Below are 22,923 nucleotides of genomic sequence, written 5' to 3'. Positions count from 1 at the left end.
TGCCCACAACCGAACGCTGTCTCCCACCGCGGTCGGTGGCGCCCGATGTTCCAGGGCCTTGTCGCCCTGTGTCTGGCGGGGTGCGCCACGGCCCCCACGCCGACGCAACCCGCGCCAGAGGCCGCCGCGACGCAGCCCGCCGCGCCCCCCACGGAGGCACCGGCGACCCCCGCCCCTGAACCCGTGAAGGAGGCCGCTCCGGTGGCTCCGGCCCCGGCGAGGAAGGAGCCCGCGCGGCCCTGGGCGGACGAGGTGCTGTACTTCGTGGTGGTGGACCGGTTCGCGGACGGCGACCCCTCCAACAACGAGAAGGGCGACCCCAAGGCTCCGGGCACCTTCCACGGCGGCGACCTGAAGGGGCTCACCGCGAACCTGGAGGAGCTGTCGTCGCTGGGCGTGACGGCGCTGTGGCTGACGCCGCTGCTCCAGCAGATCCCCGGCTTCGTCACCGGCTCCGGCTTTCCGGACTGGGGCTACCACGGCTACTGGGCGGACGACTTCCACGCGTTGGATCCGCGCTTCGGCACGGAGGCGGACTTCAAGGCGCTGGTGGACGCGGCGCACGCGCGCGGCATCCGCGTGCTCCTGGACGTCGTCTACAACCACCCGGGCTACAACTCGCGCTACCTGAAGGACCACCCGGACTGGCTGCGCTCCGAGGACAAGGGCACCTGCGGCTCGGACGACCTGACGTCGTGCGTGGCGGGCCTGCCGGACTTCAAGACGGAGCGCCCGGAGGTGGCGAAGTACCTGCTGGACGCGCAGATCGACTGGGCGAAGCGCTCCGGCGTGGACGGCTTCCGGCTGGACACCGTGAAGCACGTGTCGCACGACTTCTGGAAGGAGCACCGCCGCCGCACGCGCGCGGAAGTCTCCCCGGACTTCTTCCTGCTGGGCGAGCTGTGGGGCGGCGACGTGGAGTCGCTGGCGCCGTACTTCACCGCGGATGAGATGGACGCCGGGTTCGACTTCGCCTTCGTGGGCAACGCGCTGGGCTTCATCCAGGGGCGCGGCCGCACGGTGGCGTTCGACCGCTACCTCCAGTCGCGCGCGAAGGTGACGGCGGGGCACCACCTGGCGCACTTCCTGTCGTCGCACGACGTGGACGGGGCGCTGCACCAGCTCCAGGGCAACGTGCCCCTCTTCCGTCTGGCCGCCACGCTGCAGCTCACGACGGCCGGCATCCCGGTCATCTACTACGGCGAGGAAGTGGGCCGCGCGGGCGGAGACTGGCCGCAGAACCGCAGCGACATGCCGTGGGGCAAGCAGGCGGTGAAGCCGGGCGCGGGCAAGAAACGCGACGAGTCCCTGCGTGAGTATTACAAGCGCCTCATCGCCATCCGCCGCGCGCACCCGGCCCTGTCCCGGGGCGTGCACGCGCCGCTCTCCACGGAAGGCGATGTGTATGTCTTCCAGCGGCGGGACGACGCGTCGGGCGACACGGTGGTGGTGGCGGTGAACCGCGGCAAGACGAAGGGCACGGTGTCGGTGCCGTGGCCGGAAGCGTGGACGGGCGTCGGCGAGGTGGAGGACCTGCTGAACGGAGGGCGGACGAAGGCTGGCGCCACGCTGGACCTGGCGCTCCCGCCGCTGTCCGCGCGCATCCTCGGACGCGTGCCGTGAGGCACCCGGCGGGGCGTGCGCAGAACCTGACCCGGACGTGCTGTTGTCACCGGCGCGAGCGGGGCTCTTGCTGGAGGGCCTGATGGCCGGCGTGTCGTTCAAGGACGTGGCGAAGCGGTACGGAGACGTGTCGGTCATCGAGGGGCTCAACCTCGATATCCGCGACCATGAGTTCATGGTCCTCGTGGGGCCGTCCGGTTGCGGCAAGTCCACGGCGCTCCGGATGATCGCCGGCCTGGAGGAGATCTCCGGAGGCACCATCTCCATTGGCCCGCGCGCGGTGAACGCGCTGCCGCCGAAGGACCGGGACGTCTCCATGGTGTTCCAGAACTACGCGCTCTATCCGCACATGACCGTGCGGCAGAACCTGGAGTTCGGCCTCAAGATCCGCAAGACGCCCAAGCCGGAGATGGACAAGCTGGTGGACGAGGCGGCGGAAATCCTGGGCATCACGCACCTGCTGGACCGCAAGCCCAAGGCGCTGTCCGGCGGCCAGCGTCAGCGCGTGGCCCTGGGCCGCGCCATCGTGCGCAAGCCGGCGGTGTTCCTCTTCGACGAGCCGCTCTCCAACCTGGACGCGAAGCTGCGCGTGCAGATGCGCTCGGAGATCAAGAAGCTGCAGCACCGGCTCCAGGTCACGTCCGTCTACGTCACGCACGACCAGGTCGAAGCGATGACCATGGGCCACCGCATCGCGGTGATGAAGGACGGCAAGCTCCAGCAGCTGGGCACCCCGCTGGAGGTCTACGAGAAGCCGGTCAACGTGTTCGTGGCGCAGTTCATCGGCATGCCGCCCATCAACATGCTCACCGCCACGCTGGACGCGGACGGCGCGTCGCTTTCCGGCGACGGCTTCCGGCTGCCCGTGCCGCAGAAGCTGCGCCCCCTGACGGCGGGCAAGGGCGGCCGCAAGCTGAAGGTGGGCCTGCGTCCGGACAACATCCTGGCCGCGGGCGCCACGGCGCGCGGTGAGTCCTCACCCGTGGACGCACGCGTGGAGCTGGTGGAGCCCCTGGGCAACGAGCTCATCGTGCACGCCCGCCTGGGAGACAACCCGCTGGTCTTCCGCCTGCCGCCCCAGGCCACCCCGGAGCCCGGCGCCACCGTGCCCGTGACGGTGGAGCTGGAGTCCCTGCACCTCTTCGACGCTGAATCCGAGCTGCGGCTGTCCGTTTGAATATCCGGAGGATTTTCCCAATGACGCACCTGCGAACGTTGCTCGCGGCCCTCTGTCTGTGCGCAGTCGGCCTGTTGCCCGTCCCGTCCTTCGCCGCCACGGAGCTGGTGCTCTGGCACGCCTACCGCGCGGAGGAGAAGGCCGCGCTGGAGAAGGTGGTCGCCGAGTACAACAAGGCCAACGAGGGCAAGGTCAAGGTCACCACGCTGGCGGTGCCCTACGACGCCTACGCGGACAAGATCTCCGCCACCGTGCCGCGCGGCAAGGGCCCGGACCTCTTCATCTTCGCGCAGGACCGCCTGGGCGGCTGGATTGAAGCGGGCAACACGGTGGAGCCCATCGACTTCTTCCTGGATGACGCCACGAAGAAGCGCTTCATCCCCACGACGATGGAGGCGATGACCTACCGCGGGACGACGTACGGCCTGCCGCTGAACTACAAGGTCATCACGCTCATCTACAACAAGAAGCTGGTCCCCACGCCGCCCAAGACGTCCGGCGAGCTGGTGACGATGGCCAAGAAGCTCACCGACTCCAAGGCGGGCCGCTTCGGGCTCGCGTACGCGTACAACGACTTCTACTACCACGCGGCCGTGATGAACGGCTTCGGCGGCGGCGTGTTCGACGCGAAGAACGCCCCGACGATGAACTCGCCCGCCAACGTGAAGTCGGTGGAGCAGGTCCTCAAGTGGAAGAACAAGGACGGCATCCTCCCCGCGGAGCCCTCCAGCGCGCTGATCACCTCCCTCTTCAACGAGGGCAAGGCCGCGATGGTGTTCTCCGGCCCGTGGTTCCTGGGCGAGGTCTCCAAGGACGTGAGCTACGGCCTGGCCCGGCTGCCCACGCTGGATGAGAACAAGGGCACGCCGATGAAGCCCTGGATGACGGTGGAGGGCGTGTACGTGGCCGCTCCGTCCAAGAACAAGGAAGCGGCGTACGACTTCGCGAAGTTCCTCACGGACGCGGGCCCCGGCAAGACGCTGGCCCTCGAGGGCCGCCAGAGCCCCGCCAACCAGGCCGTGTACCAGGACGCGAAGGTGTCCGCGGATCCGCTGCTCAAGGCGATGAAGGACCAGGTGGACGTGGCGGTGCCCATGCCCAACCTGCCGGAGATGTCCATGGTCTGGACCCCCGCCACCAGCGCGATGAACACCGTGTTCAAGAACACCGCCACCCCCAAGGCGGCGCTGGACGCGGCCCAGAAGAGCGTGGCGAAGGACGTCGCCGGCCTGCGCAAGAAGTAAGTGAGGAGCTGAAGTGAGCCAGAACGCCCCGCAGCAGTCGCCTTCCCAGGCCGGCGCCCCCACGCCGGCCCGCACTCCGCCGAACGACGCCGCCACAGGCCCCGCCGCACCGGGCCCGGCCGGCGGTGCGGGCGGGTACCGGGGGCGCGTGCTGGTGGGGCTCGCGCTCGCGCTGGGCGTGTCCCTGTTCCTGGCGCACGGCCTGCTCGCGCGCGCCAACCAGGAGCGCGCGGCGGAGCGCGAGCAGCGCACCGCCGCCGTGTCGCTGCTGGGGCTGGTGGACCTGGTGCAGCGCGCGGGCGGTTCGGGGGACGCCGTGCGCGCCGTGGTGGCGGGCTGGCCCGGCGTGCCGGGCAGTGCCGTGCGCGTCATCGCCTTCAGCGGCATCCGGCTGGAGGCGTCCACCTTCCCGCAGGACACCGGGGACAAGGCGGCGCCGCGCAAGCTGTCTCGCGACGAGAAGCCGCTGTACGACCGCGGCCAGCGCCTGCGCGCCGCGGTGGAGACGAACCGCGAGGAGGGCGGGGCGCGCAAGCCGGAGGTGGAGTCCGAGCTGCTCGACGCGGGCCAGAGCCGCCTGCTGTCCGCGCCCGTGGAGGTGGACGGCCAGGTGGTGGGCTCCGTGGAGACCCTCTCCCCGGTGGTGGTGAAGGGCGAGGTGCCGTCGTGGACGGCGGTGCTGCTGGCGTTCCTCTTGCCCCTGGCGGCGTGCGCGGCCGCGGTGTTCGTGCTGTCGCGCCAGGGCGTGCGCGTGGCGGTGGCGGCGGCGCTGTTCCTGGCGGGCCTGGGTTCCTACACCGTCTACTCGCTGCGCGCGCTGGACGCGGAGCTGCGCGAGACGGAGAACGCCGTCAGCGCGGAGCTGCGCACGCGCGGTGAGAAGGCGCAGGCGCTCATCGCTGGCAACAACCTGAAGGCGGATCCGGCGCTGAAGCCCGGCGCGTGGGACGCGGACGCGATGCGCCGCCCGCTGGGGAAGCTGACGGACTCCGGCGCGCCGGATGAGGCCAAGCTGGCGGCGGTGGGCGCGCAGGTGCGCGGCAACGCGGGCAAGGCGCTGGGCGCGCTGGGCGCGCTGGGGCTGGCGGTGCTGCTGTTCATCGGCCTGGGTGGACTGCACCGGGTGGTGCGCACGACGGTGGAGTACCGGCAGGCCTACGCATACATCGCGCCCGCCATGGTGGGCATGGTGGTGCTGGTGTTCTTCCCCTTCGCCTACGGCATCACGCTGTCGTTCACGGACGCCAACCTCTACAACAGCAGCCAGCCCTTGTCGGAGCTGTGGGTGGGCTTCCGCAACTACGTCGACATCCTGGGCGACTTCAGCTTCGCGAAGACCGCGGCGGACGGCTCGCTCGTCTTCAACTACCTGAACTTCTATTACACGCTGCTCTTCACCATCCTCTGGACGGTGACGAACGTCACCATCGGCGTGACGGTGGGCCTGCTGCTCGCGCTGGCGCTCAACGTGCCCAACTTGAAGATGCGGCCGGTGTACCGCGTGCTGCTCATCCTTCCGTGGGCCATGCCCAACTACATCACCGCGCTCATCTGGAAGGGCATGTTCCACCAGCAGTTCGGCGTGGTGAACCACGTCATCCGGATGTTCGGCGGCGAGGGCCTGGCGTGGTTCGACTCGCCCTTCACGTCGTTCTTCACGGCGCTGGCGACGAACGGCTGGCTGTCCTTCCCGTTCATGATGGTGGTGTCGCTGGGCGCGCTCCAGTCCATCCCGGGTGAGCTCTACGAAGCGGCGCGCGTGGACGGCGCCAACCGGTGGCAGCAGTTCACCGCCATCACGCTGCCCGCGCTGAAGCCCGCGCTGGTGCCGGCGGTCATCCTGTCGGTGGTGTGGACCTTCAACATGTTCAACATCATCTTCCTGGTGACGGGCGGAGACCCGGGCGGCTCCACCGAAATCCTGGTCACCCAGGCGTACAAGTTCGCCTTCGAGCGCTACCGCCACGGCTACGCGGCGGCGTACTCCACCGTCATCTTCGGCATCCTGCTCATCTACAGCATGGTGCAGAACCGCATGAGCCGCGCCACGGAGGCCGCGTAACCATGGCGCTCTTCACCGAACGTCGCGAAGGCATCCCCCACCTGCCGCTGCACGTGGTGCTGGTGGCCTTCACCCTCTTCACCATCTACCCCATCCTCTGGGTGGTGAGCCTGGCCTTCTCCGGCAAGCAGAGCCTGGCCATCGCCACGCTGCCGGAGAACCCCACCTTCTGGGACCGGCTGCGCGCGGTGACGCCGTGGCCTGAGTCCTTCAGCGTCTCCAACTTCGTGTCGGTGATGTCCGACCAGCCGTTCGCGAAGTGGATGCTCAACAGCGCCATCGTGGCCATTGGCACCACGGTGCTGGGCGTCTTCATGGCGTGCACGGCGGCGTATGCCTTCAGCCGCTTCAAGTTCCCCGGCCAGCGCGCGGGCATGATGGCGTTCCTCGTGTCCCAGATGTTCCCGGGCACGCTGATGCTCATCCCGCTCTACATCATCCTGGTGCAGTGGCTGGGCCTGGGCAGCAGCCGGCTGGGGCTCATCATCGTGTACGCCACCACGTCCATCCCGTTCAGCGTGTGGATGCTCAAGGGCTACTTCGACACCATCCCCAAGGACCTGGAGGAGGCGGCGCTGATGGACGGCGCGTCGCCGGGGCGCATCTTCTGGAGCATCATCCTGCCGCTGGCCAAGCCCGCGGTGGCGGTGACGGCGCTGTTCAGCTTCATGACGGCGTGGAACGAGTTCATCCTCGCGGCGACGTTCATGGACCAGGAAGCCATGTACACGGCGCCGGTGGGCCTGCGCTTCTTCGTGGGCGGCTTCAGCCAGCAGTGGGGCTACTTCGCGGCCGGCTCCATCATCGTGTCCGTGCCCGTCGTCATCCTCTTCCTCTTCCTGCAGAAGTACCTCGTCTCCGGGCTCACCGCCGGTGGCGTGAAGGGTTAGTCCCCGGTCGTTCTTCGCGGTCCTTTTTTCGTCTGTCGTTGCAAGGAGCAAACACCCCCATGATCAACCCCCGCATCGCAGTCCTCACCCTGGCTGCTTCCCTGTCCGCGGCGCCGGCCCTGGCCGACAAGGTGTCCTTCAAGGACCCCACCGGCGACGACAAGGGCCCGGGCAAGTACACCTACCCGACGGACCCCGTGTACAAGCCGGGCTCGTTCGACCTGACCGGCTTCACGCTGGACCAGGGCGGCAACAAGTCCGACATCACCATCCAGCTGAAGGCGTCGCTGGAGAACCCCTGGAAGATGGCGGACGGCTTCTCCGTGCAGGAGGTCTTCATCTTCATCGACACGGACCACAAGGCCGGCAGCGGCTTCACCGACAGCCCCCCGGGCCTCAACGTGTCCTTCGCCCCCGAGGACGCCTGGGACAAGGTCATCGTCATCTCGCCGCAGGGCTCGTCGCGCGTGCGCGCGGAGGCCAACAACAAGGCTGGCGCCATGAAGGGCGCCGTCGTGGTGCCCACCAAGGTGCGCGCCTCCGGCAACAAGATCACCGCGACCATCATGAACGCGGACCTGGGCGCCGGTGACCCGTCCACCTGGGGCTACCAGGTCGTGATGCAGTCCAACGAGGGCTTCCCCGCGGACAACGACCTGCTCACCCGCCGCGTCAACGAGTACGAGGGCCAGCACCGCTTCGGCGGCGGCTCTGACTTCAACTGCGATCCGCACGTCATCGACGTGCTCGCGGGTCAGGGCAAGGGCGACAGCTCTGAAATCAAGGCTCAGTACGACATGCTCGCGTACGAGTGCGCGGGTGACGGTTCCGCCACGAAGAAGGCCACGCTGAAGATGGTCTCCGGCGCGAAGCGCCCCGCGGCGCAGGGTGGCGCGGCGGCGGCTCCGGCCCCGGCTCCGGCGGCTCCCGCTGCTCCGGCCCCGGCTCCGGCGCCCACGCCGGCCGCTCCGGCTGGAACGACGGTCGCTCCGGCGCCCGCGCCTGCTACGCCGACGAAGTAGTCGGCGGTGGACTGTTCAAAACAGTCCGTTTCAAGGTTTGATGTGACACGGGGAGGGCTGCCGTGGTGACCCCGCGGCGGCCCGGGAGAGGGGACGACCCCCTCTGGTTCAAAGCTTTTCAGAAGGGTTTTCCGGACATCATGAAGAATCGCAAGAACGTGGTGCGGGGAGCGTGCGCGCTCACCGTGGCGGTCGGCCTCATTCCTGGGGCGGCCATGGCGCAGGACAGCGGCCCCAAGCTCACCATTGGTGGCACGACCTATACGAAGTACCTCTGGGGCACGCAGCGCGACCAGGGCGCTCTCTACAACTTCACGACGGTGCCCGGTGAGGGCTACGGCGACAACGGCATCGGCACGGAGCTGGAGCTGTTGCTGAACGCGAAGATCTCCCCGCAGGTGGAGGTCAACGGCCGCATCCACAGCCGCTTCAACCAGAACTTCTGGACGAACTTCGGTGGCTTCGGTGGCCGCAACCCGCCGACGAACTGCACCGCGGGCGACTGCGGCGAGTTCGATCCGCGCTCCAACCAGTACATCAAGCTGCGCGGCATGTCCGTGACGCTGCGCCCGGGCTACCTCATCGACTCGGCGCTCATCGGCGCGACGGACCTGGGCCAGTTCGACCCGTTCGTCATCGGCCGCGTCCGTTACATCGACCGCGACAACGCGGCGGCCATCATGCTGCAGGGCTCCAACTTCGACCGGAAGCTCACGTGGGACGCGGCGCGCATCTCGCTGCCCCGCTTGTGGGCCGGCCCGAACTTCAGCACGGGCGCCTTCCACGCGCGTGACGCGGCGTACGGCTTCCAGGCGAAGTACACGGCCTCGGAGATGTTCGACGTCGGCGGCATCTTCCAGTACGCGAACGACCAGGAAGTGAACGCCGAGGACACGAACGTCGACGACGGCCGTGACCTGACGCCGCGCTACCGCAACGGCGTGGGCGGCATCAAGGCGGGCCTGCACATGGGCTCGTGGCTGGACGTGCGCGGCGCGGTGTACTCGTCGTACTCCAACGCGGACCCCGTGCTGTCGCCGGCGAACTTCGGCGGCATCGGCGGCTACAGCGCGGTGCTGGCGGGCCACCACACGGACCAGACGTACATGCTGAACGCGTCCCTCAACGACCCGCTGGACGTGGGCCTGTCGTTCAACTTCCAGTTGTTCAGCATCGGCGCGGACTACGTGGCGGTGATGGCCAGCCGCCGCGAGGCGGACGTGCTCCTCACGGAAGGTCACGACGGCAGCTTCGCGTTCCCCGGTCCGTCCAACGCGTCCTACGGCATCTACAAGGGCAACCCCACCCGCATCGGCTACGGCGGCTGGACGAGCGAGGCCCAGCAGGTCGCGACCATCAACGTGGACAACGACTTCACGGACTTCGACGAGCCCATGGCGGAGACGGCCATCGGCTGGAAGGGCGTGACGGCGAACCCGGTCTACACCAACGGCGCGCTGGAGCTGGGCGGTGAGTATTCCTTCATCACCTACAACACCAACTGGCAGGCCTACGGCAACGACTCGCAGTCGCTGAACAACACCACGTACCCCGGCACGGAGCTGGACTCCGGCGTGGGCCACAACTTCCGCACGGCCTACCAGCCCTTCCAGGACAAGAAGACGCACCTGGTCGCGCTGCGCGCCAAGTACGTCGTGGACGTGCTGAAGGGCATCGATGTGTTCGGCAAGTTCAAGTACATCCACGAGTCGGACAAGCGCATGAACGACCCGCGCTTCCTGCCGTACCAGTCCGGCGCGTGCGCGGGCGGCGCTGCGTGCGACAACTCGCTGGTCAACGAGTACAGCCCCGGCAACAGCACGTCCGGCATCTACCGCAACCCGGACGTCATCACGAACAGCCAGGGTGAGACGGGCTACCAGTTCAAGCCGTTCGACAACATCGGCGACGACGACCGCCTGCTGGACTACACGACGTTCACGGCTGGCGCGGGCTACCAGTTCACGGACGACCTGTACGTGTCCGCGAGCTACTCGAAGTTCTTCGCGGACCTGCTGGACGGCAACACGGCGTTCCAGGCGTACAACAACCACGAGATGGCGTCCGGCAAGCACAACAAGAACCAGGTGCTGGTGAAGGCGCGCTACATCCTGTCCGGCGTGGAGTTCGGTCTGGAGGGCCAGTACGCGTTCGGCACCTTCCGTCCCGACTTCGGCGACGGCTACGTGGTGCAGTATGCGGACGACACCATCGCGGCCGACCACGGCGTGGCGGTGGGTTCGCGCGGCTTCACCAACCGCAACGGCGGTTGGAACAGCCTGGAGGAGCGCAACTTCGACCACATGCGCGTCAAGGCGTTCATGAAGGCGCAGTTCTAGTCACCTTCCGCCCCGCGTCCGGCGGGGCGAGCGGTTGACGAGAGGAGGAGCCCGGGGCGCCTGTGAAGGCACTCCGGGCTCCTTGCGTTTGGGGCACCGCGCGATACACCTGACGGGCCGTCCCTTCGTGCATGAGGTGCCCTCCATGTTCGTGCGTTCCCGCGTGTCCGCGCTCCTGCTCGCTTCCTCCCTGGCCGCGTGTTCCGGTGGAAAGACGCGCGAGGACGCGCTGCTGTTCCGGCTGACGGATCCGGTGGGGGACGACCACGGCGACGGCGAGCTGGTGTATCCGCGCCGCACGGACCTGGGGCCCGGGGACCTGGACGTGGTGTCGGTGGCGGCGTTCGCGGACGGCGACGCGACGCGGTTCGAGGTGACGTTCGCGCGCCCCATCGCGAAGCCCTCGCGCGCGCAGTCGGTGGACCTGGAGGGCGCGACGGTCGCGGAGCGGGCGCGGCACGGCTTCTACACGTTCAACGTGGACCTGTACGTGGACCAGGACCGCAAGCCGGGGTCCGGGCGTACGGACACGCTGCCGGGGCGCGGGCTCACGCTGGCGGCGGACTCGGGGTGGGAGAAGGCGGTGGTGCTGACGCCGCGTCCCTACGAGGCGCGCGAGTCGCTGCGCAAGCAATGGCGGCAGGTGGCGCTGGATGCCTACGAGAAGAAGACGGGGCCCATTGGCGGCAAGGTGGAGTCGGAGCTGAACGCGGCCACGGAGCAGGAGCTGGAGGCGCGGGTGTTCTTCCCCACGGTCATCCAGGTGAGCGGACGCACGGTGATGTTCCGGGTGCCGGACCGCTTCCTGGGCTCGCACGCGAGCGCGGACTGGGGCTACGGCGTGGCGGTGACGGGCGCGACCCTCGACCGGCGCGTGTCGCTGGGCGGGATGTTTGGCGGGGACACGACCGCGAATCAGCAGCTCATGGCCATGGGCATCATGGCGGGCGAGCCGTACAACGACCGCTTCGGTGGCGGGCGCAAGGGAGACCCGTCACAGTCGCCGGTGGTGGACCTGCTGGTGGCGCCGGGCACGACGCAGGAGGAGGTGCTGGGGGCCTCGAAGCCGGCGTGGAGCGCGGTGGTGCCTTCGGGGAAGGCCGTGGCTCCGGCGGCGGAGGCTGCTCCGGAGGCGGGCACGGTGGAGGATGCCGGTGTGCCCGAGGCCGCGCCCGCCGTGGATGCGGGAGCCGTGGGTCCGTCGTCGCCCGCCCCGTGATGGAGGGCTCCCGTGGGGCTCGCGGGAGGTCCTGGTTGAGGTGAGCCCGCGCGGCCGAGGATGGATGCCCTGGAGGCAGCCATGTCCTCGTGCCGGAGCTGGGCGGTCGCGGTGCTGCTGTTGCTGCTGGGCACGGGATGTTCAGCGGCGCGCGGCGTCCGGCTGAAGACGGGACGTGGGGCGCCGGTTGTCCATGTGCCTCGGGCGGAGGTGGAACCCGAGCCGCTGGATGAGGACGCGTTCACGGAGGCGGTGCGGACGCTGGTGGAGGACGCGCCGGTGTCCCCGCGTCCTCGCGAGGAGGCGTACCGGCGGTTCGCGGGCGCGTTCTCCACGAAGGCGTATGCCCACGTGCGCGGGCGCCTGGGGCTGCTCTCCGTGGATGAGCCCCCGCGTGCGCGGCTGCGGGTGGAGGACCCGGACCGGGAGCTGGCGAGCGCCTACGGGCGTTGGTGCCAGCGCAAGCAGACACCGGGCGATTGTCTCCAGTTGCTGGAGGCCGGGTCTGTTCTGGACGAGGACGGGCGGCGCTCGCTGGCGTTCGCCATCGCGCTGGACTCGGTGTGGGACGAGACGTCGGAAGCGCTGGTGGGGATGACAGATCCGCGGGCGGTGCTCACGACCCTCGTCGCGACGGGCACGGTGTACCTGGCGCTGTGGTTGATGCCGGAGCCCGTGTCGAAGGGACTCGCGGCGGCGATGACCGTGGCGCTCATCGCCTACCTGGGCATCGACACGGTGTGGAACCTCATCCAGGGGTGGATCGAGCTGTCCGAACAGGCGCGGATGGCCCGGACGTTCGATGAGCTTCGCGACGCGGGAGAGGAGTACGGCGAGGTGATGGGGCAGAACGCGGCGCGGGCGTTCGTGATGTTGGCGCTCGCTGCGGTGGGCAGCACGGCGGAGACGTTCGCGGCGAAGGTCGCCACGCTCCCGGGCTCAGGACAGGCCGCGCTGGTGGCCGCGGAGTCCGCGGGTGTCCGGCTGGGCGCGGCTGCGCAGGTGGAGTCCGCGGCCGTGTCCTCCGAGGGCGTCATCACCCTGGTGCTGGCGCCGAACGCTGTATCCATGTCCGCGCGGGACGACAAGGGCCCTGTCGCGACGGGCGTGGATGCAAAGGGGCAGGAGCACCACATCGCATCCAACAAGTTCTGGAACGCCACAAACCGAGGCGGCCCGTGGTCGCCAAAGTTCCAAGAAATCTTCGATAAGGCGGGGATGTCACTCGACGATGCCGCGAATAAAGTGAGTGTGCCGGGACATCGAGGTCCACATCCTGAGGCGTACCACCAGAGGGTCTTCACTGCTCTGCGGGACGCGACGGAAAAATGCAGGACAATGCAGGACTGCCGTGTTGCTTTGACGAAAGTACTGCGCAGGCTCGCAAACCAGATTCAAACGGAAGGGACGGACTTGAATCGATGGGTCACTGGCCTGGAGTGACATAGGAACTCCGCCCATGCCGACGCACTACTTTGACCTCTACGAGCGTGTCGCAGAAGGATTCTGGTGCTTGGGGCATCCGCTTGATGCTCGGAGAAGAGAGCTCGAGGACCCCTGGCAATTCAGTGTGGGCGAGCCTGCCCACTTCAAGGGGCTGATCAGGCTCCCGCTAAGTGTGGAGGGAGAGGCGCATGACTACTCCCATGCCGCGTTCGGTACCCCGGTTGTCAGTGCGAAGCTGGCCACCGTCTTCCAGGAACTGGCTCCAGGTGACGTGGAGTTGATTCCCGTCGAGGTTGATTCCCACGCGGGGCCGTACTTCATCCTCAATGCCCTCCGCACCTTTCCATGCATCGATACCGAGGCTTCCGCTGAGGTGGACTACTGGACCGAGGAGGATGGGCTTCCTGAAAAGGTTGGGAAGCTCTTCTCCATTTCAGGCATGCGCATCGACCCGTCGAAGGTAGGCGACGCCAAGGTGTTTCGTCCGTCGGAGTGGAAGGGCTCGCTCATCGTCTCCGAGGACATCAAGGACGCGATGGAGCGCGCGGGCATCACAGGCGCGAAGTTCGAAGCGGTCACGGGGCCGCCGACGTTCGACCCTGTTCGCCGAGCGGAGACAAGGATGCGCGCCGAGTTGTGGCACCAGGCTCGATTGGCTCGTGCGGCCGTGTGGCGCGAACTCGGCGACATGTCGGACGACTTCTACATTCCTCCCGTCGTGGGCGGCCCGTGGCCCGGTGAGAGACAGAACTGGACCGCCATGCAACGTCCTGACGGCCACATGCTCATCGTCACCGACGGCCTGTCCGACCCGTTCAACGACATCCTCGACCGGCCTACCGCGGGCTTCGGACTGGAGCTCGCCATCGAGACTCCGGAGCCTCTGGGAGAGGTGTGGAAGAGCTGGCCGGTGCACCTGCTCGAACGTGTCGCCTACGAGGTCGCTGAGTTCGAGAAGCTCCGCGTCACCCTGTCCAAGGGCACGCTGTCCATGGAGGTGGATGGCGTGGGCATGCCTGAAACCCTCGTCACTCCCGAGGGCCGCGTGGCCGTGCTCATTGGCATGGAGACGGACTCACTGCCCTCGCGCTTCTCGATTCCCGGGGGCGAGGTCCGGCTGCTCACCGTGAAGGCGCTGATGCCCGCGGAGCTGCAATGGCTGCTCCGTCAGGGCAAGGGCGCGGCGGCGGAGCTCATCCGCCGCTTCAAGGACGCGGGAGAGGGGCACCTCTCCCGTTCGTGGCGCCAACCTGTCGTCAGCTAGCGCAGCCGCCAGATGCCCGTGCCGCGCGCTGGCACGCTCGTCTTCCACGCTCCCGTGCCGCCGGTGAGCGGCGTCACGCCGTTGTCCAGGAACAGCGGCTCCGCCGTCGTGGCCTCCACGTCGAACGGGCCCACCGACTCCTGCGCGGTGGAGAAGTTGTGGACCACCAGCACCTGCTCGTCTCCCAGCGTCCTCACGAACGCCAGCGAGCGCGACACGCCCGTCGTCGGCGTGAACAGTCGCAGGCCTCCGTTGCGCAGCGCCTCCGAGCCTTGGCGCGCGTGGATGAGCGCCCGGTAACGCGACAGCAGCGACCCCGGGTTGTTCCGCTGCGCCTCCACGTTCGCCGTCTCCCGGCCGCTGGAGAACGCGTACCACGGTGAGCCCGTCGTGAAGCCTCCGCCCGCCGCGGCCGTCCAGGGCATCGGCGTGCGCTTGGACTCGTCGTTGTTGGCGTTGCCGTTCCCCAGGCCCACCTCCTCGCCGTAGTAGAGGAACGGGGCTCCCGGCAGCGTCAGCAACACCGACGCCGCGAGCCCCAGCTTCGCCCCGTCGTTCGTGAACTGCGTCGCCAGCCGCACCATGTCGTGGTTGGTCAGGAACGGCGCGTCCGCCACGCCCGCCGGGTAATTGTTCTTCATCTCCAGCAGCTTCGCCGCCACGCCCCCGGCGTTGCCCCCGTTGATGCCTTCAATCACTCGCGCGGACATGGGGAAGTTGAAGTTGAGCGGCAGCTCGTCCCCGCCCGGCACCGTCGCCGTGGAGCCGTAGTACTTCCCCACCGACGGCGTCTCGCTCCAGTTCTCACCCACCAGCACCGCGTCCGGCTTCACCGAGCGCACGTGCGCGGAGAACTCCTTCCAGAACGCGTGCGTCTCCGGCGTGTCCGCCTGCCCCGCGCCGCTGCCCGTCTCGATGAGGTAGCGCGCGGCGTCCAGCCGGAAGCCGTCCACGCCGCGCTGGAGCCACAGCGTCGCCAGGCGCTTCATCTCCTCGCGGACCGCGGGCGTCTGGAGGTTCAGGTCCGGCATGCCGCCCCAGAAGGCGCCGTAGTACCAGCCGGTGTCCTGCTGATGCCACGTGTTGGTCTGCGAGTAGATGTCCCACGGCTGCGCCCAGCCCGGGTTGTTCGCACGCCACTGATACCAGTCCCGCTTCGCCGACCGCGCCGAGGACGCCGAGTCCACGAACCATGGATGCTGCGAGCTGGTGTGGTTGATGACGAAGTCGAGGATGACGCGCATGCCCCGGCGGTGCGCCTCGTCACACAGCCGCTGCAGGTCCTCCAGCGAGCCGTACGCCGTCTGGATGCGCTCGTAGTCCGTCACGTCGTAGCCGTGATAGCTGGGCGACGCGAACACCGGCATCAGCCACAGCGCGTCCACGCCCAGGTCGTCCGTCGTCGCGGGGTTGCCGTCGTTCAGGTAGTCCAGCCGCGAGATGAGCCCCGGCAGGTCCCCCACGCCGTCGCCGTTGGAGTCCTGGAAGCTGCGCACGAACACCTCATAGAACACCGCGCCCCGGTACCACGCGTCTCCCGCGGGCGCGGCGAGCGTGATGTTTCCGGACGCGGGCGGGGTGACGGGCGTCGAAGGCGGGGAACCGGCGCAGGCCGACAGCAGGGCCGCGCCACAGAGGGAGAGTCCGCGGAGGGGGCGCATGGCTTCTCCCTCTAACAGCGAACGTTCCACGCGGGCCAGCGCGGGCCCCGGATGCCGCGCGCTCACCCGGACGCTAGGCTCGTGGCCGCCATGTCCCACCCCGCGCGCCGCCTCCATTCCCTGCATATCCGGCAGGAGCACCCGGACTTCCTCGACCTTCCGTGGGAGCTGCCGCTGGAGGCGTGGACGGAGCGTTCACCGCGCGTGGTGGAGGTGCCGCGCGGCCTGTCCCGGCACGTCGTCGTCTTCGTCAGCTACGGCGCCACCATCTACGCCTTCAAGGAGACGCCCGTGCGCGTGGCGCAGCGCGAGTACGACCTCTTGCGCGGCCTGGAGGACCGCCGCCTGCCGTCGGTGTGTCCCGTGGGCCTGGCGGTCCAGACGGAAGAAGGGCTGGAGTCCGCGCCAGGCGACCGGCCCGGGCTGCTGATCACCCAATACCTCGCCTCGTCGCTGCCGTACCGCGCGCTGTTCATGCACCAGGGACTGGAGCGCTACCGGTCGCGGCTGCTGGACGCGATGGCGGGCCTGCTGGTGCGGCTGCACCTGGGCGGATTCTTCTGGGGAGACTGCTCGCTCTCCAACGTGCTCTTCCGCCGCGACGCGGGCGAATTGCAGGCGTACGCGGTGGACGCGGAGACGTCCGAGCTGCACGAGCAGCTCTCCGCCGGCCAGCGGGAGATGGACCTTCAAATCATGGAGGAGAACGTCGCCGGGGGCCTGGCGGACCTGGCCGCGCGCGTGGAGCTGGCGGAGGAGCTGCCGCAGGAGCTGGAGGCCTGGCAGGAGACGGCGGCCAGCATCCGCCAGCGCTACGAGCGGCTGTGGGCCGAAATCAATCGCGAGCTCATCCTCCAGCCGCACGAGAGCTACCGCATCCACGAGCGGATCCGCACGCTCAACGACCTGGGCTTCTCCGTGGGCGAGGTGGAGCTGCTGGCGAGCGGGCAGGGCAGCCAGCTGCGCATGCGCACCATCGTCACGGACCGCGAGTACCACCGGCACCAGCTGCACTCGCTTACCGGCATCGTCGCGGAGGAGCGCCAGGCGAGCCTGCTGCTCAACGAGATGCAGGAGATGAAGGCCACGCTCACGCGCAAGCTGGACCGCAGCGTGCCCCTGAGCGTGGCCGCGTTCCGCTGGCTGGACGAGCGCTACCACCCCACGCTGTCACGCCTTCAGAAGGAACTGGGCCGCGCGGCGGACACCGCGGAGCTCTACTGCCAGGTGCTGGAGCACAAGTGGTTCCTGTCCGAGCGCGCCAAGCGCGACGTGGGCCTGGACGCGGCGCTCCAGGGCTACGTGACGCTCACGCGCAAGCAGCCCGGCATCGCGCCGCTCCTGCAGGACGCGTCGCGCGTCACCGGCTCGGAGGGGTAGCGTCAGCGGCAGACGCGGATGGGCGGCTCGATGAGGAACGGCTCGGTGGCGTTCGGGTCGTCCGGGTCGAACGCGGGCGACATGGGGCCCGCGCCGGTGGGCTTCCACTTGCGCGGCACGCGCTCCAGGCCCACGGGGTAGATGGTCAGCGCCCCGTCCTTCCCGATGCGCATGCGCAGGAAGTTCTTCCAGTCCGGCAGCGCGAGCGACCCGAAGGCCTCGTTGGAGTGCGCGCCGAAGAAGTTCACGCTCAGCCAGAGGTACAGGCCCGTGATGAACGGGCCCACGAGGAAGCCGCCCACGAAGGTGAACGCGCAGGAGAAGAAGAACTTGCCCGCCAGGTGCAGCCAGCCGTCCGCGCAGTGCGCGCCATCCGGCGTCAGCACCGGACACACGCCCAGCTTGCTCACCGTGAGGTACGTGCCTCCCCAGGCGACGAAGAACGCCGCCACGATGTGCGCCACGCCGTGCAGGCTGCCCAGCAGCGCGCGCCACTTCCCCAGCGCCGCGTCCGCCAGCCCCGCGAGTCCGCCCACCGTCACCATCCCGAGGATGAGCGTCCAGGGCCGGTTGACCATGCTGTTGGCCACCGCCGTCACCACCTCGGGCAGGCGGGAGATGCCCAGCGAGCCCACCTCCGCGTAGGCCGCCAGCGCGAGCAGCAGGTACCACAGGCCGGTGATGAGCCCGAACAGCGGGCTGTAGCGGATGAGGAACAGGTTCTTGCGCGCGAGCTTCCGCGACGTGGCCTCGTCCGGGAAGCTCTTGCGCAGCGTGGAGCCGTCGCGCAGCACGGGCGCCGCGGGCGCGTGCGTGGGGTGCATGAAGGCGCCGCCGCCGCCCGCGGTGATGCGGTGCTGGCCGGTGTCGTCCTCGTGACGGCGGTAGTGGTGCAGGTCGCCCGCGAGGAACACGGCGATGCGACGCCCGAGCACCTTCTCCTCCAGGTACTCCAGGTTGTTCTCCAGGTAGCTGCCCTTGGCGCGCCGGGCCGCGGCCGCCAGCACCCACGCGGGCTCCGCGTTGCAGAGGATGACGCGGTCGTCGGGGCCCATCTGCTCGGCCACCTGGCGGAAGTACTCCACCTGCGGCACGTCGATGTCGCTGTTGAGCTGCACGTCCGTGCCGATGAGCCACCAGTTCTTCGGCAGCTTCAGCGCGAAGTAGCTGCGGCTCTGCTTCGTGCGGCGTCCGGCCACCCAGCGCTGCGCGCAGAACAGCCGCATGAACGCGGACAGGCCGTCGTACCAGTCGTGGTTGCCCGGGATGACGAACAGGTCCGGGTGGGGCGCCTGCGAGCGGCGCATGGCGGCCTCGTAGGGCTGCACCGTGCGCTCCTCGTACGTCTCGCGGCTGGCGCCCGGGTAGACCTCGTCGCCGCCGAACACCAGCACGCGGCCTCGCGGCGTGACGTGGGCCGTCTTGCCGTCCTCCTCCGGCAGCCGCAGCTCCGGCAGCGCCAGCAGGCGCGCCACCGCGTACGTGGAGTCCCAGCCGTCGCCGATGTCGGAGACGTAGTCGAGCCAGAAGTCCCCGTCCGCGCCCGTCTCCTGCGAGTAGTCGAAGTAGGGCTGCTGCGGACGCACCACCGCCTCGATGAGCCGGTGGTCCGCTCGCGCGCCGAACACCGTGGCCACCACCGCGTCCAGCCCCGTGCGCAGCACCTGCGTGGGGTGCAGCCAGCGCACCATGTCCGCGTGCTTCTGCGGCTTGGTGGCGGTGGCGCTGCCGCGCTCGCGCACGATGTGCGGCGGAGGCGTGGGGCCCTGCTCCTCCCAGGGCGCGGGCGGGTCGTAGCGGCGGTCCCCGTCCGGACGCACGGGCTCACCGGCCATCGCGAGGACCCCGGACGGCGGAGGGAAGGGACGGGAAGGCGGGCGGCGCCAGCGTGGACCGGAGAGCCATGGACCCCTGGCTTAGCATGTCTGCCCCGGGCTCCTGGAGGGCAGGCAGGCGTGGTTTCCGTTCCCTGGCGGGACGGTCCTTGAGAGCCTGGGGACATGTCGAATGCTTCCCTGAAGGACTTCCCCGTGGTCGTGCCCTTCCCCGTGCACTGGAGCGAGATGGACGCGTACGGGCACGTGAACAACGCCCGCACGTTCACCTGGTTCGAGTCCGCGCGCATCGCGTACATGGCCCGCGTCGGGCTGGTGGGGCCGTCCGGCGCGGGGGCGGACACGACGACGGCGGACGGGGTGGGCCCCATCCTGGCGAACACGCACGCGGACTACCTCAAGCCGGTGGTGTTCCCGGTGAACCTGGTGGCGGGCGCGCGCGTCACCCGGGTGGGCAATTCCTCCATCACCTTCGAGCACGCGGTGGCGGGCGCGGACGACGGCGTCCTCTACACCCGCGGCGGCTCCATCATCGTGACGCTGCGCTACGCCACGCACGAGAAGGTGCCGGTGCCACCCTCGGTGCGCGCGGCCATCGAGCGGCTCGAGGGTCGGATGGCTGGGGGGCAGGCGTAGTTCGCGAGCGGGCGCGTGCCACCATGGACCGAAGTCCATGAGCATCGCTCCGGCGTGCTGGATAGACTCGGCCGTGAGGAACTTCATGAGCCCTTCCCAGCCCGCCCACTCCCACATCCGTCCCCCGGTTTCCGTCTCCGCGGATGTGGAAGCCGTAGGGCGCATCGAAGCGGTGAAGACGGTGCTCCGGGTGCTGACGCGGACCACGGGGCTGCGCCTGGCGGTGGTTGCGCGCGTGACGCCGGAGTCGTGGACGTGCTGCGCGGTGCTGGATGAGATGGGCTTCGGGCTGAAGGCCGGGGACACGCTGGTCGTCAGCACCACGTTCTGCAACACCGTGCGGAACATGGGGAGGCCGCTGCGCGTGAACCACGCCAGCCAGGACCCGGTCTTCCAGAACCACCCCGCGCCGAAGATGTACAACGTGGAGAGCTACATCGCGGTGCCGCTGTACCGGCGCAACGGGGACTTCTTCGGCGTGATGTGCGCGCTGGACTCGCGGCCCGCGGACCTCACCGACGAGACGCTGGAGATCTTCCGCCACCTGGGGGAGCTGGTGGGCCACCAACTGGAGCAGGAGGAGGTGCTCTCCGACCGCGACTCGCAGCTGCTGGGGGCCCACGAGGCGTCGGTCCTGCGCGAGCAGCTGATGGGCATCGTCAGCCACGACCTGCGCAACCCGCTCAACGCCATCTCGCTGGCGGCGGCGACGCTGATGCGCAGGAACGACCTGGATGACCGGGCCCGGCGCGGGCTGCGGCGCATCCTGGACTCGTCGGACCGGGCGAACCGGCTCATCCGCGACCTGCTGGACTTCACCCACGTGCGCACGGGCATGCCCCTGCCGGTGAAGCCCCAGCCCATGAACCTGCATGAGGTCGCCGAGCAGGTGGTGGACGAGGTGCGGCTCACCGCGCAGGGGCGCACGCTGGACCTGGTGTGCGAGGGCAACGGGTGCGGGAAGTGGGACCCGGACCGAATCGCGCAGGTGCTGACCAACCTCCTCACCAACGCCGTGCAGTACAGCGCTCCGGGCGCGCACATCCGCGTGGAGGCGCGCGGCGACGAGCGGGAGGTGATGCTGGCGGTGACGAACGCGGGGACGCCCATCCCGCAGGCGCTGCTGCCCGTGCTCTTCGAGCCGATGACCCGGGGCACCACGGAGGGCAGCGAGCACCGCAGCGTGGGGCTGGGCCTCTTCATCGTGAATCAGATCGTCCGCGCGCACGGCGGCGAGGTGGAGGTGGCGTCCACGGCCGAGGCGGGCACGACCTTCCGGGTGCACCTGCCGCGCGGGTGTTGATCAGCCCGCGTCCGGCAGGGGGCGCTTGAGCACGACGAGCGCCAGCGTGGTGGCCAGTGTGCCGGCGACGAGCGCCAGGACGTAGGGGCCCAGCGGCTGCACGGCGTTGGGGATGGCGAAGACGAAGACGCCGCCGTGGGGGGCTCGCAGCGCGCAGCCGAAGCCCATGGACACGGCGCCCGCGACGGCGGAGCCGAAGGCCATGGCGGGGATGACGCGCAGCGGGTCGCGGGCCGCGTAGGGGATGGCGCCCTCGGTGATGAAGGCGAGCCCCAGCACGGCGGCGGCCTTGCCGGCCTCGCGCTCCTGGAGGGTGAAGCGGCGCTTCGAGACCACGGTGGCCAGGGCGATGCCCAGGGGCGGCGTCATGCCCGCGACCATCACCGCGGCCATGGGGGTGAACGTGTTGGAGCCGAGCAGGCCCACGCCGAAGGCATAGGCGGCCTTGTTGATGGGGCCTCCGGTGTCGACGGCCATCATCGCGCCCAGCAGCAGGCCCAGGAGCACGGCGTTGGTGCCGGACAGGCCATGCAGGAAGCGGGTGAGGGCGCCCATGAGCGCGGCCACGGGCGCGCCGATGACGTAGGTCATCAGCAGGCCGACGATGAGCGCGGACAGGAGCGGCAGGACGAGCACCGGCTTGAGGCCCTCCAGGTTCGCGGGCAGGCGGATGCGGTCGCGCAGCAGGCGCGTCACGTAGCCCCCGAGGAAGCCCGCCGCGATGCCGCCGAGGAACCCCGCGTCGAGCTGGTTCGCCAGCATGCCGCCGATGAAGCCCGGCGCGAGGCCGGGGCGGTCCGCGATGGAGTACGCGAGGTAGCCCGCGAGCGCGGGGACCATGAGCGCGAAGGCCGCGTCGCCAATGCCCTTCAGCGCGGCGGGCAGCGTGCCGGGTTGCTTGTACGCGTCGATGCCGAAGACGAACGACAGGGCCAGCAGCAGGCCGCCCGCGACGACGAACGGGAGCATGAACGACACGCCCGTGAGCAGGTGCTTGTACGCGCCCGTGGGTTCGGCGCGGACGGGAGCGGCGGGGAGGGAGGGCGTGGAGCCTGACGGTGGGGGCAGGGCGAGGGCCTGCTCCACGACGCGGTCGGCCTGCTTCAGGGCTTCGCCCACGGAGGTCTGGAGCAGGCGCTTGCCGGCGAAGCGTTCCGTGGAGACATGGGTGTCCGCGCCGATGATGACGGCGTCCGCCTGGGCGATCTCCTCCGAGGTCAGCGTGTTCTTCGCGCCCACGGACCCCTGGGTCTCCACGCGGATGGCATAGCCCCGGGCACGCGCCGCGCGAGTGAGCGCCTCCGCGGCCATGAACGTGTGCGCGATGCCGGTGGGGCACGCCGTCACCGCGACCAGCGTGCCCATGGGCGTGGAGGGCGGAGGCGTGCGAGTGGGCGCGGACGTGTCCGCGCGGCGTGGTGCTTCGGGCTCCGGGGCGACGGGTTTGCGGGAGGTCGCGTCGGTGGAGGGCTCGGCGGTCTTGCGGTGCAGCGTGGCGCGGGCCACGGCCTCGTCGATGATGCGCTCGGTGTCGCGGATGGCCACGGCTGTCGAGGTGCGGACCAGGGGTTTGCCCTGGAAACGTGACTCATCCACGGTGATGTCCGTGGCGAGGATGACGGCGTCGGCCTGCGCCACGACGGCCTCATCCAGCGGCGTGCGCACGCCCTCCGCGCCGCGCGACTCCACCGAGAGCTCATGGCCCTTGAGGTCCGCCACGCGGCGCAGCGCCTCGGCTGCCATGAAGGTATGCGCGATGCCCGTGGGACAGGCGGTGACCGCCACCAGTTTCGCCATCGTCGTCGAGTCCTTGTCGTGCCGC

Annotated in this window: 16 protein-coding genes; 13 read left to right on the top strand and 3 right to left on the bottom strand. The window is 69.4% G+C overall.

The window, feature by feature from the left end:
• Positions 1-45 precede the first annotated feature (45 nt).
• From JYK02_RS20290 to JYK02_RS20245, 10 genes are all read left to right on the top strand, one after another.
• A complete protein-coding gene (locus JYK02_RS20290) occupies positions 46-1,623 on the top strand; it encodes an alpha-amylase family glycosyl hydrolase (RefSeq protein WP_207053299.1) in 1,578 nt (525 codons plus the stop codon).
• Positions 1,624-1,705: 82 nt separating this feature from the next.
• A complete protein-coding gene (locus JYK02_RS20285) occupies positions 1,706-2,800 on the top strand; it encodes an ABC transporter ATP-binding protein (protein ID WP_207053297.1) in 1,095 nt (364 codons plus the stop codon).
• Positions 2,801-2,820: 20 nt separating this feature from the next.
• Complete coding sequence (locus JYK02_RS20280; protein WP_207053295.1) at positions 2,821-4,044, top strand: extracellular solute-binding protein; 1,224 nt, start codon at positions 2,821-2,823, stop codon at positions 4,042-4,044.
• 13 nt (positions 4,045-4,057) lie between these two features.
• A complete protein-coding gene (locus JYK02_RS20275) occupies positions 4,058-6,106 on the top strand; it encodes an ABC transporter permease subunit (RefSeq protein WP_207053294.1) in 2,049 nt (682 codons plus the stop codon).
• Between the two features lie 2 nt (positions 6,107-6,108).
• Positions 6,109-6,996 (top strand): sugar ABC transporter permease, encoded by an 888-nt coding sequence (locus JYK02_RS20270; protein WP_207053293.1) that lies wholly within the window; start codon positions 6,109-6,111, stop codon positions 6,994-6,996.
• Positions 6,997-7,055: 59 nt separating this feature from the next.
• Positions 7,056-8,018 carry a glucodextranase DOMON-like domain-containing protein gene (locus JYK02_RS20265; protein ID WP_207053291.1) on the top strand — a complete coding sequence of 321 codons (963 nt, stop codon included), beginning with the start codon at positions 7,056-7,058 and terminating at the stop codon, positions 8,016-8,018.
• Positions 8,019-8,158: 140 nt separating this feature from the next.
• Positions 8,159-10,357: a hypothetical protein gene (locus tag JYK02_RS20260; RefSeq protein WP_207053289.1), complete on the top strand. Its 2,199-nt coding sequence runs from the start codon at positions 8,159-8,161 to the stop codon at positions 10,355-10,357.
• Positions 10,358-10,502: 145 nt separating this feature from the next.
• Complete coding sequence (locus tag JYK02_RS20255) at positions 10,503-11,576, top strand: glucodextranase DOMON-like domain-containing protein (RefSeq protein ID WP_207053287.1); 1,074 nt, start codon at positions 10,503-10,505, stop codon at positions 11,574-11,576.
• Between the two features lie 81 nt (positions 11,577-11,657).
• On the top strand, positions 11,658-13,019 hold the full coding sequence (locus tag JYK02_RS20250; RefSeq protein WP_207053285.1) for an AHH domain-containing protein: 1,362 nt from the start codon (positions 11,658-11,660) through the stop codon (positions 13,017-13,019).
• 16 nt (positions 13,020-13,035) lie between these two features.
• Entirely contained in the window at positions 13,036-14,286 is a 1,251-nt protein-coding gene (locus JYK02_RS20245) for an imm11 family protein (protein ID WP_207053283.1), read from the top strand.
• On the opposite strand, the gene JYK02_RS20240 is transcribed toward JYK02_RS20245, so the two are convergent.
• Positions 14,283-15,947, bottom strand: a complete 1,665-nt coding sequence (locus JYK02_RS20240) for an alpha-amylase family glycosyl hydrolase (protein ID WP_207053281.1) — start codon at positions 15,945-15,947, stop codon at positions 14,283-14,285. The two genes, JYK02_RS20245 and JYK02_RS20240, sit on opposite strands and share 4 nt — an antisense overlap.
• Before the next feature lie 90 nt (positions 15,948-16,037).
• On the opposite strand from JYK02_RS20240, the gene JYK02_RS20235 reads away from it, so the two are divergent.
• Entirely contained in the window at positions 16,038-17,327 is a 1,290-nt protein-coding gene (locus JYK02_RS20235) for a DUF4032 domain-containing protein (protein WP_207053278.1), read from the top strand.
• 2 nt (positions 17,328-17,329) lie between these two features.
• Here the strand turns inward: JYK02_RS20235 and JYK02_RS20230 are convergent, their stop codons facing one another.
• Entirely contained in the window at positions 17,330-19,018 is a 1,689-nt protein-coding gene (locus JYK02_RS20230) for a metallophosphoesterase (protein WP_242589091.1), read from the bottom strand.
• A gap of 309 nt (positions 19,019-19,327) precedes the next feature.
• On the opposite strand from JYK02_RS20230, the gene JYK02_RS20225 reads away from it, so the two are divergent.
• A complete protein-coding gene (locus tag JYK02_RS20225; RefSeq protein ID WP_207053275.1) occupies positions 19,328-19,798 on the top strand; it encodes an acyl-CoA thioesterase in 471 nt (156 codons plus the stop codon).
• Positions 19,799-19,883: 85 nt separating this feature from the next.
• Positions 19,884-21,101, top strand: coding sequence for a GAF domain-containing sensor histidine kinase (locus tag JYK02_RS20220; RefSeq protein WP_207053273.1), 1,218 nt, complete (start codon positions 19,884-19,886; stop codon positions 21,099-21,101).
• Here JYK02_RS20220 and JYK02_RS20215 read toward each other — a convergent pair whose 3' ends face one another.
• The gene (locus tag JYK02_RS20215) at positions 21,102-22,898 is read right to left on the bottom strand and encodes a PTS fructose-like transporter subunit IIB (protein WP_207053271.1); all 1,797 of its coding nucleotides are present in this window, start codon (positions 22,896-22,898) and stop codon (positions 21,102-21,104) included.
• Between the last annotated feature and the right edge of the window lie 25 nt (positions 22,899-22,923).

It is taken from the genome of Corallococcus macrosporus, assembly GCF_017302985.1.
In the GTDB taxonomy this organism is placed as follows: domain Bacteria; phylum Myxococcota; class Myxococcia; order Myxococcales; family Myxococcaceae; genus Corallococcus; species Corallococcus macrosporus_A.
The sequence above is the reverse complement of the archived record's forward strand: the minus strand, read 5'-3'. Positions and strand labels throughout refer to the sequence as shown.

Bases quoted from the DNA above. Each gene is read 5' to 3' on its own strand.
- JYK02_RS20290 (WP_207053299.1), top strand. From the start codon at position 46: ATGTTCCAGGGCCTTGTCGCCCTGTGTCTGGCGGGGTGCGCCACGGCC.
- JYK02_RS20285 (WP_207053297.1), top strand. From the start codon at position 1,706: ATGGCCGGCGTGTCGTTCAAGGACGTGGCGAAGCGGTACGGAGACGTG.
- JYK02_RS20280 (WP_207053295.1), top strand. From the start codon at position 2,821: ATGACGCACCTGCGAACGTTGCTCGCGGCCCTCTGTCTGTGCGCAGTC.
- JYK02_RS20270 (WP_207053293.1), top strand. From the start codon at position 6,109: ATGGCGCTCTTCACCGAACGTCGCGAAGGCATCCCCCACCTGCCGCTG.
- JYK02_RS20265 (WP_207053291.1), top strand. From the start codon at position 7,056: ATGATCAACCCCCGCATCGCAGTCCTCACCCTGGCTGCTTCCCTGTCC.
- JYK02_RS20260 (WP_207053289.1), top strand. From the start codon at position 8,159: ATGAAGAATCGCAAGAACGTGGTGCGGGGAGCGTGCGCGCTCACCGTG.
- JYK02_RS20255 (WP_207053287.1), top strand. From the start codon at position 10,503: ATGTTCGTGCGTTCCCGCGTGTCCGCGCTCCTGCTCGCTTCCTCCCTG.
- JYK02_RS20250 (WP_207053285.1), top strand. From the start codon at position 11,658: ATGTCCTCGTGCCGGAGCTGGGCGGTCGCGGTGCTGCTGTTGCTGCTG.
- JYK02_RS20245 (WP_207053283.1), top strand. From the start codon at position 13,036: ATGCCGACGCACTACTTTGACCTCTACGAGCGTGTCGCAGAAGGATTC.
- JYK02_RS20240 (WP_207053281.1), bottom strand. From the start codon at position 15,947: ATGCGCCCCCTCCGCGGACTCTCCCTCTGTGGCGCGGCCCTGCTGTCG.
- JYK02_RS20235 (WP_207053278.1), top strand. From the start codon at position 16,038: ATGTCCCACCCCGCGCGCCGCCTCCATTCCCTGCATATCCGGCAGGAG.
- JYK02_RS20230 (WP_242589091.1), bottom strand. From the start codon at position 19,018: ATGGTGCGCTGGCTGCACCCCACGCAGGTGCTGCGCACGGGGCTGGAC.
- JYK02_RS20225 (WP_207053275.1), top strand. From the start codon at position 19,328: ATGTCGAATGCTTCCCTGAAGGACTTCCCCGTGGTCGTGCCCTTCCCC.
- JYK02_RS20220 (WP_207053273.1), top strand. From the start codon at position 19,884: ATGAGCCCTTCCCAGCCCGCCCACTCCCACATCCGTCCCCCGGTTTCC.
- JYK02_RS20215 (WP_207053271.1), bottom strand. From the start codon at position 22,898: ATGGCGAAACTGGTGGCGGTCACCGCCTGTCCCACGGGCATCGCGCAT.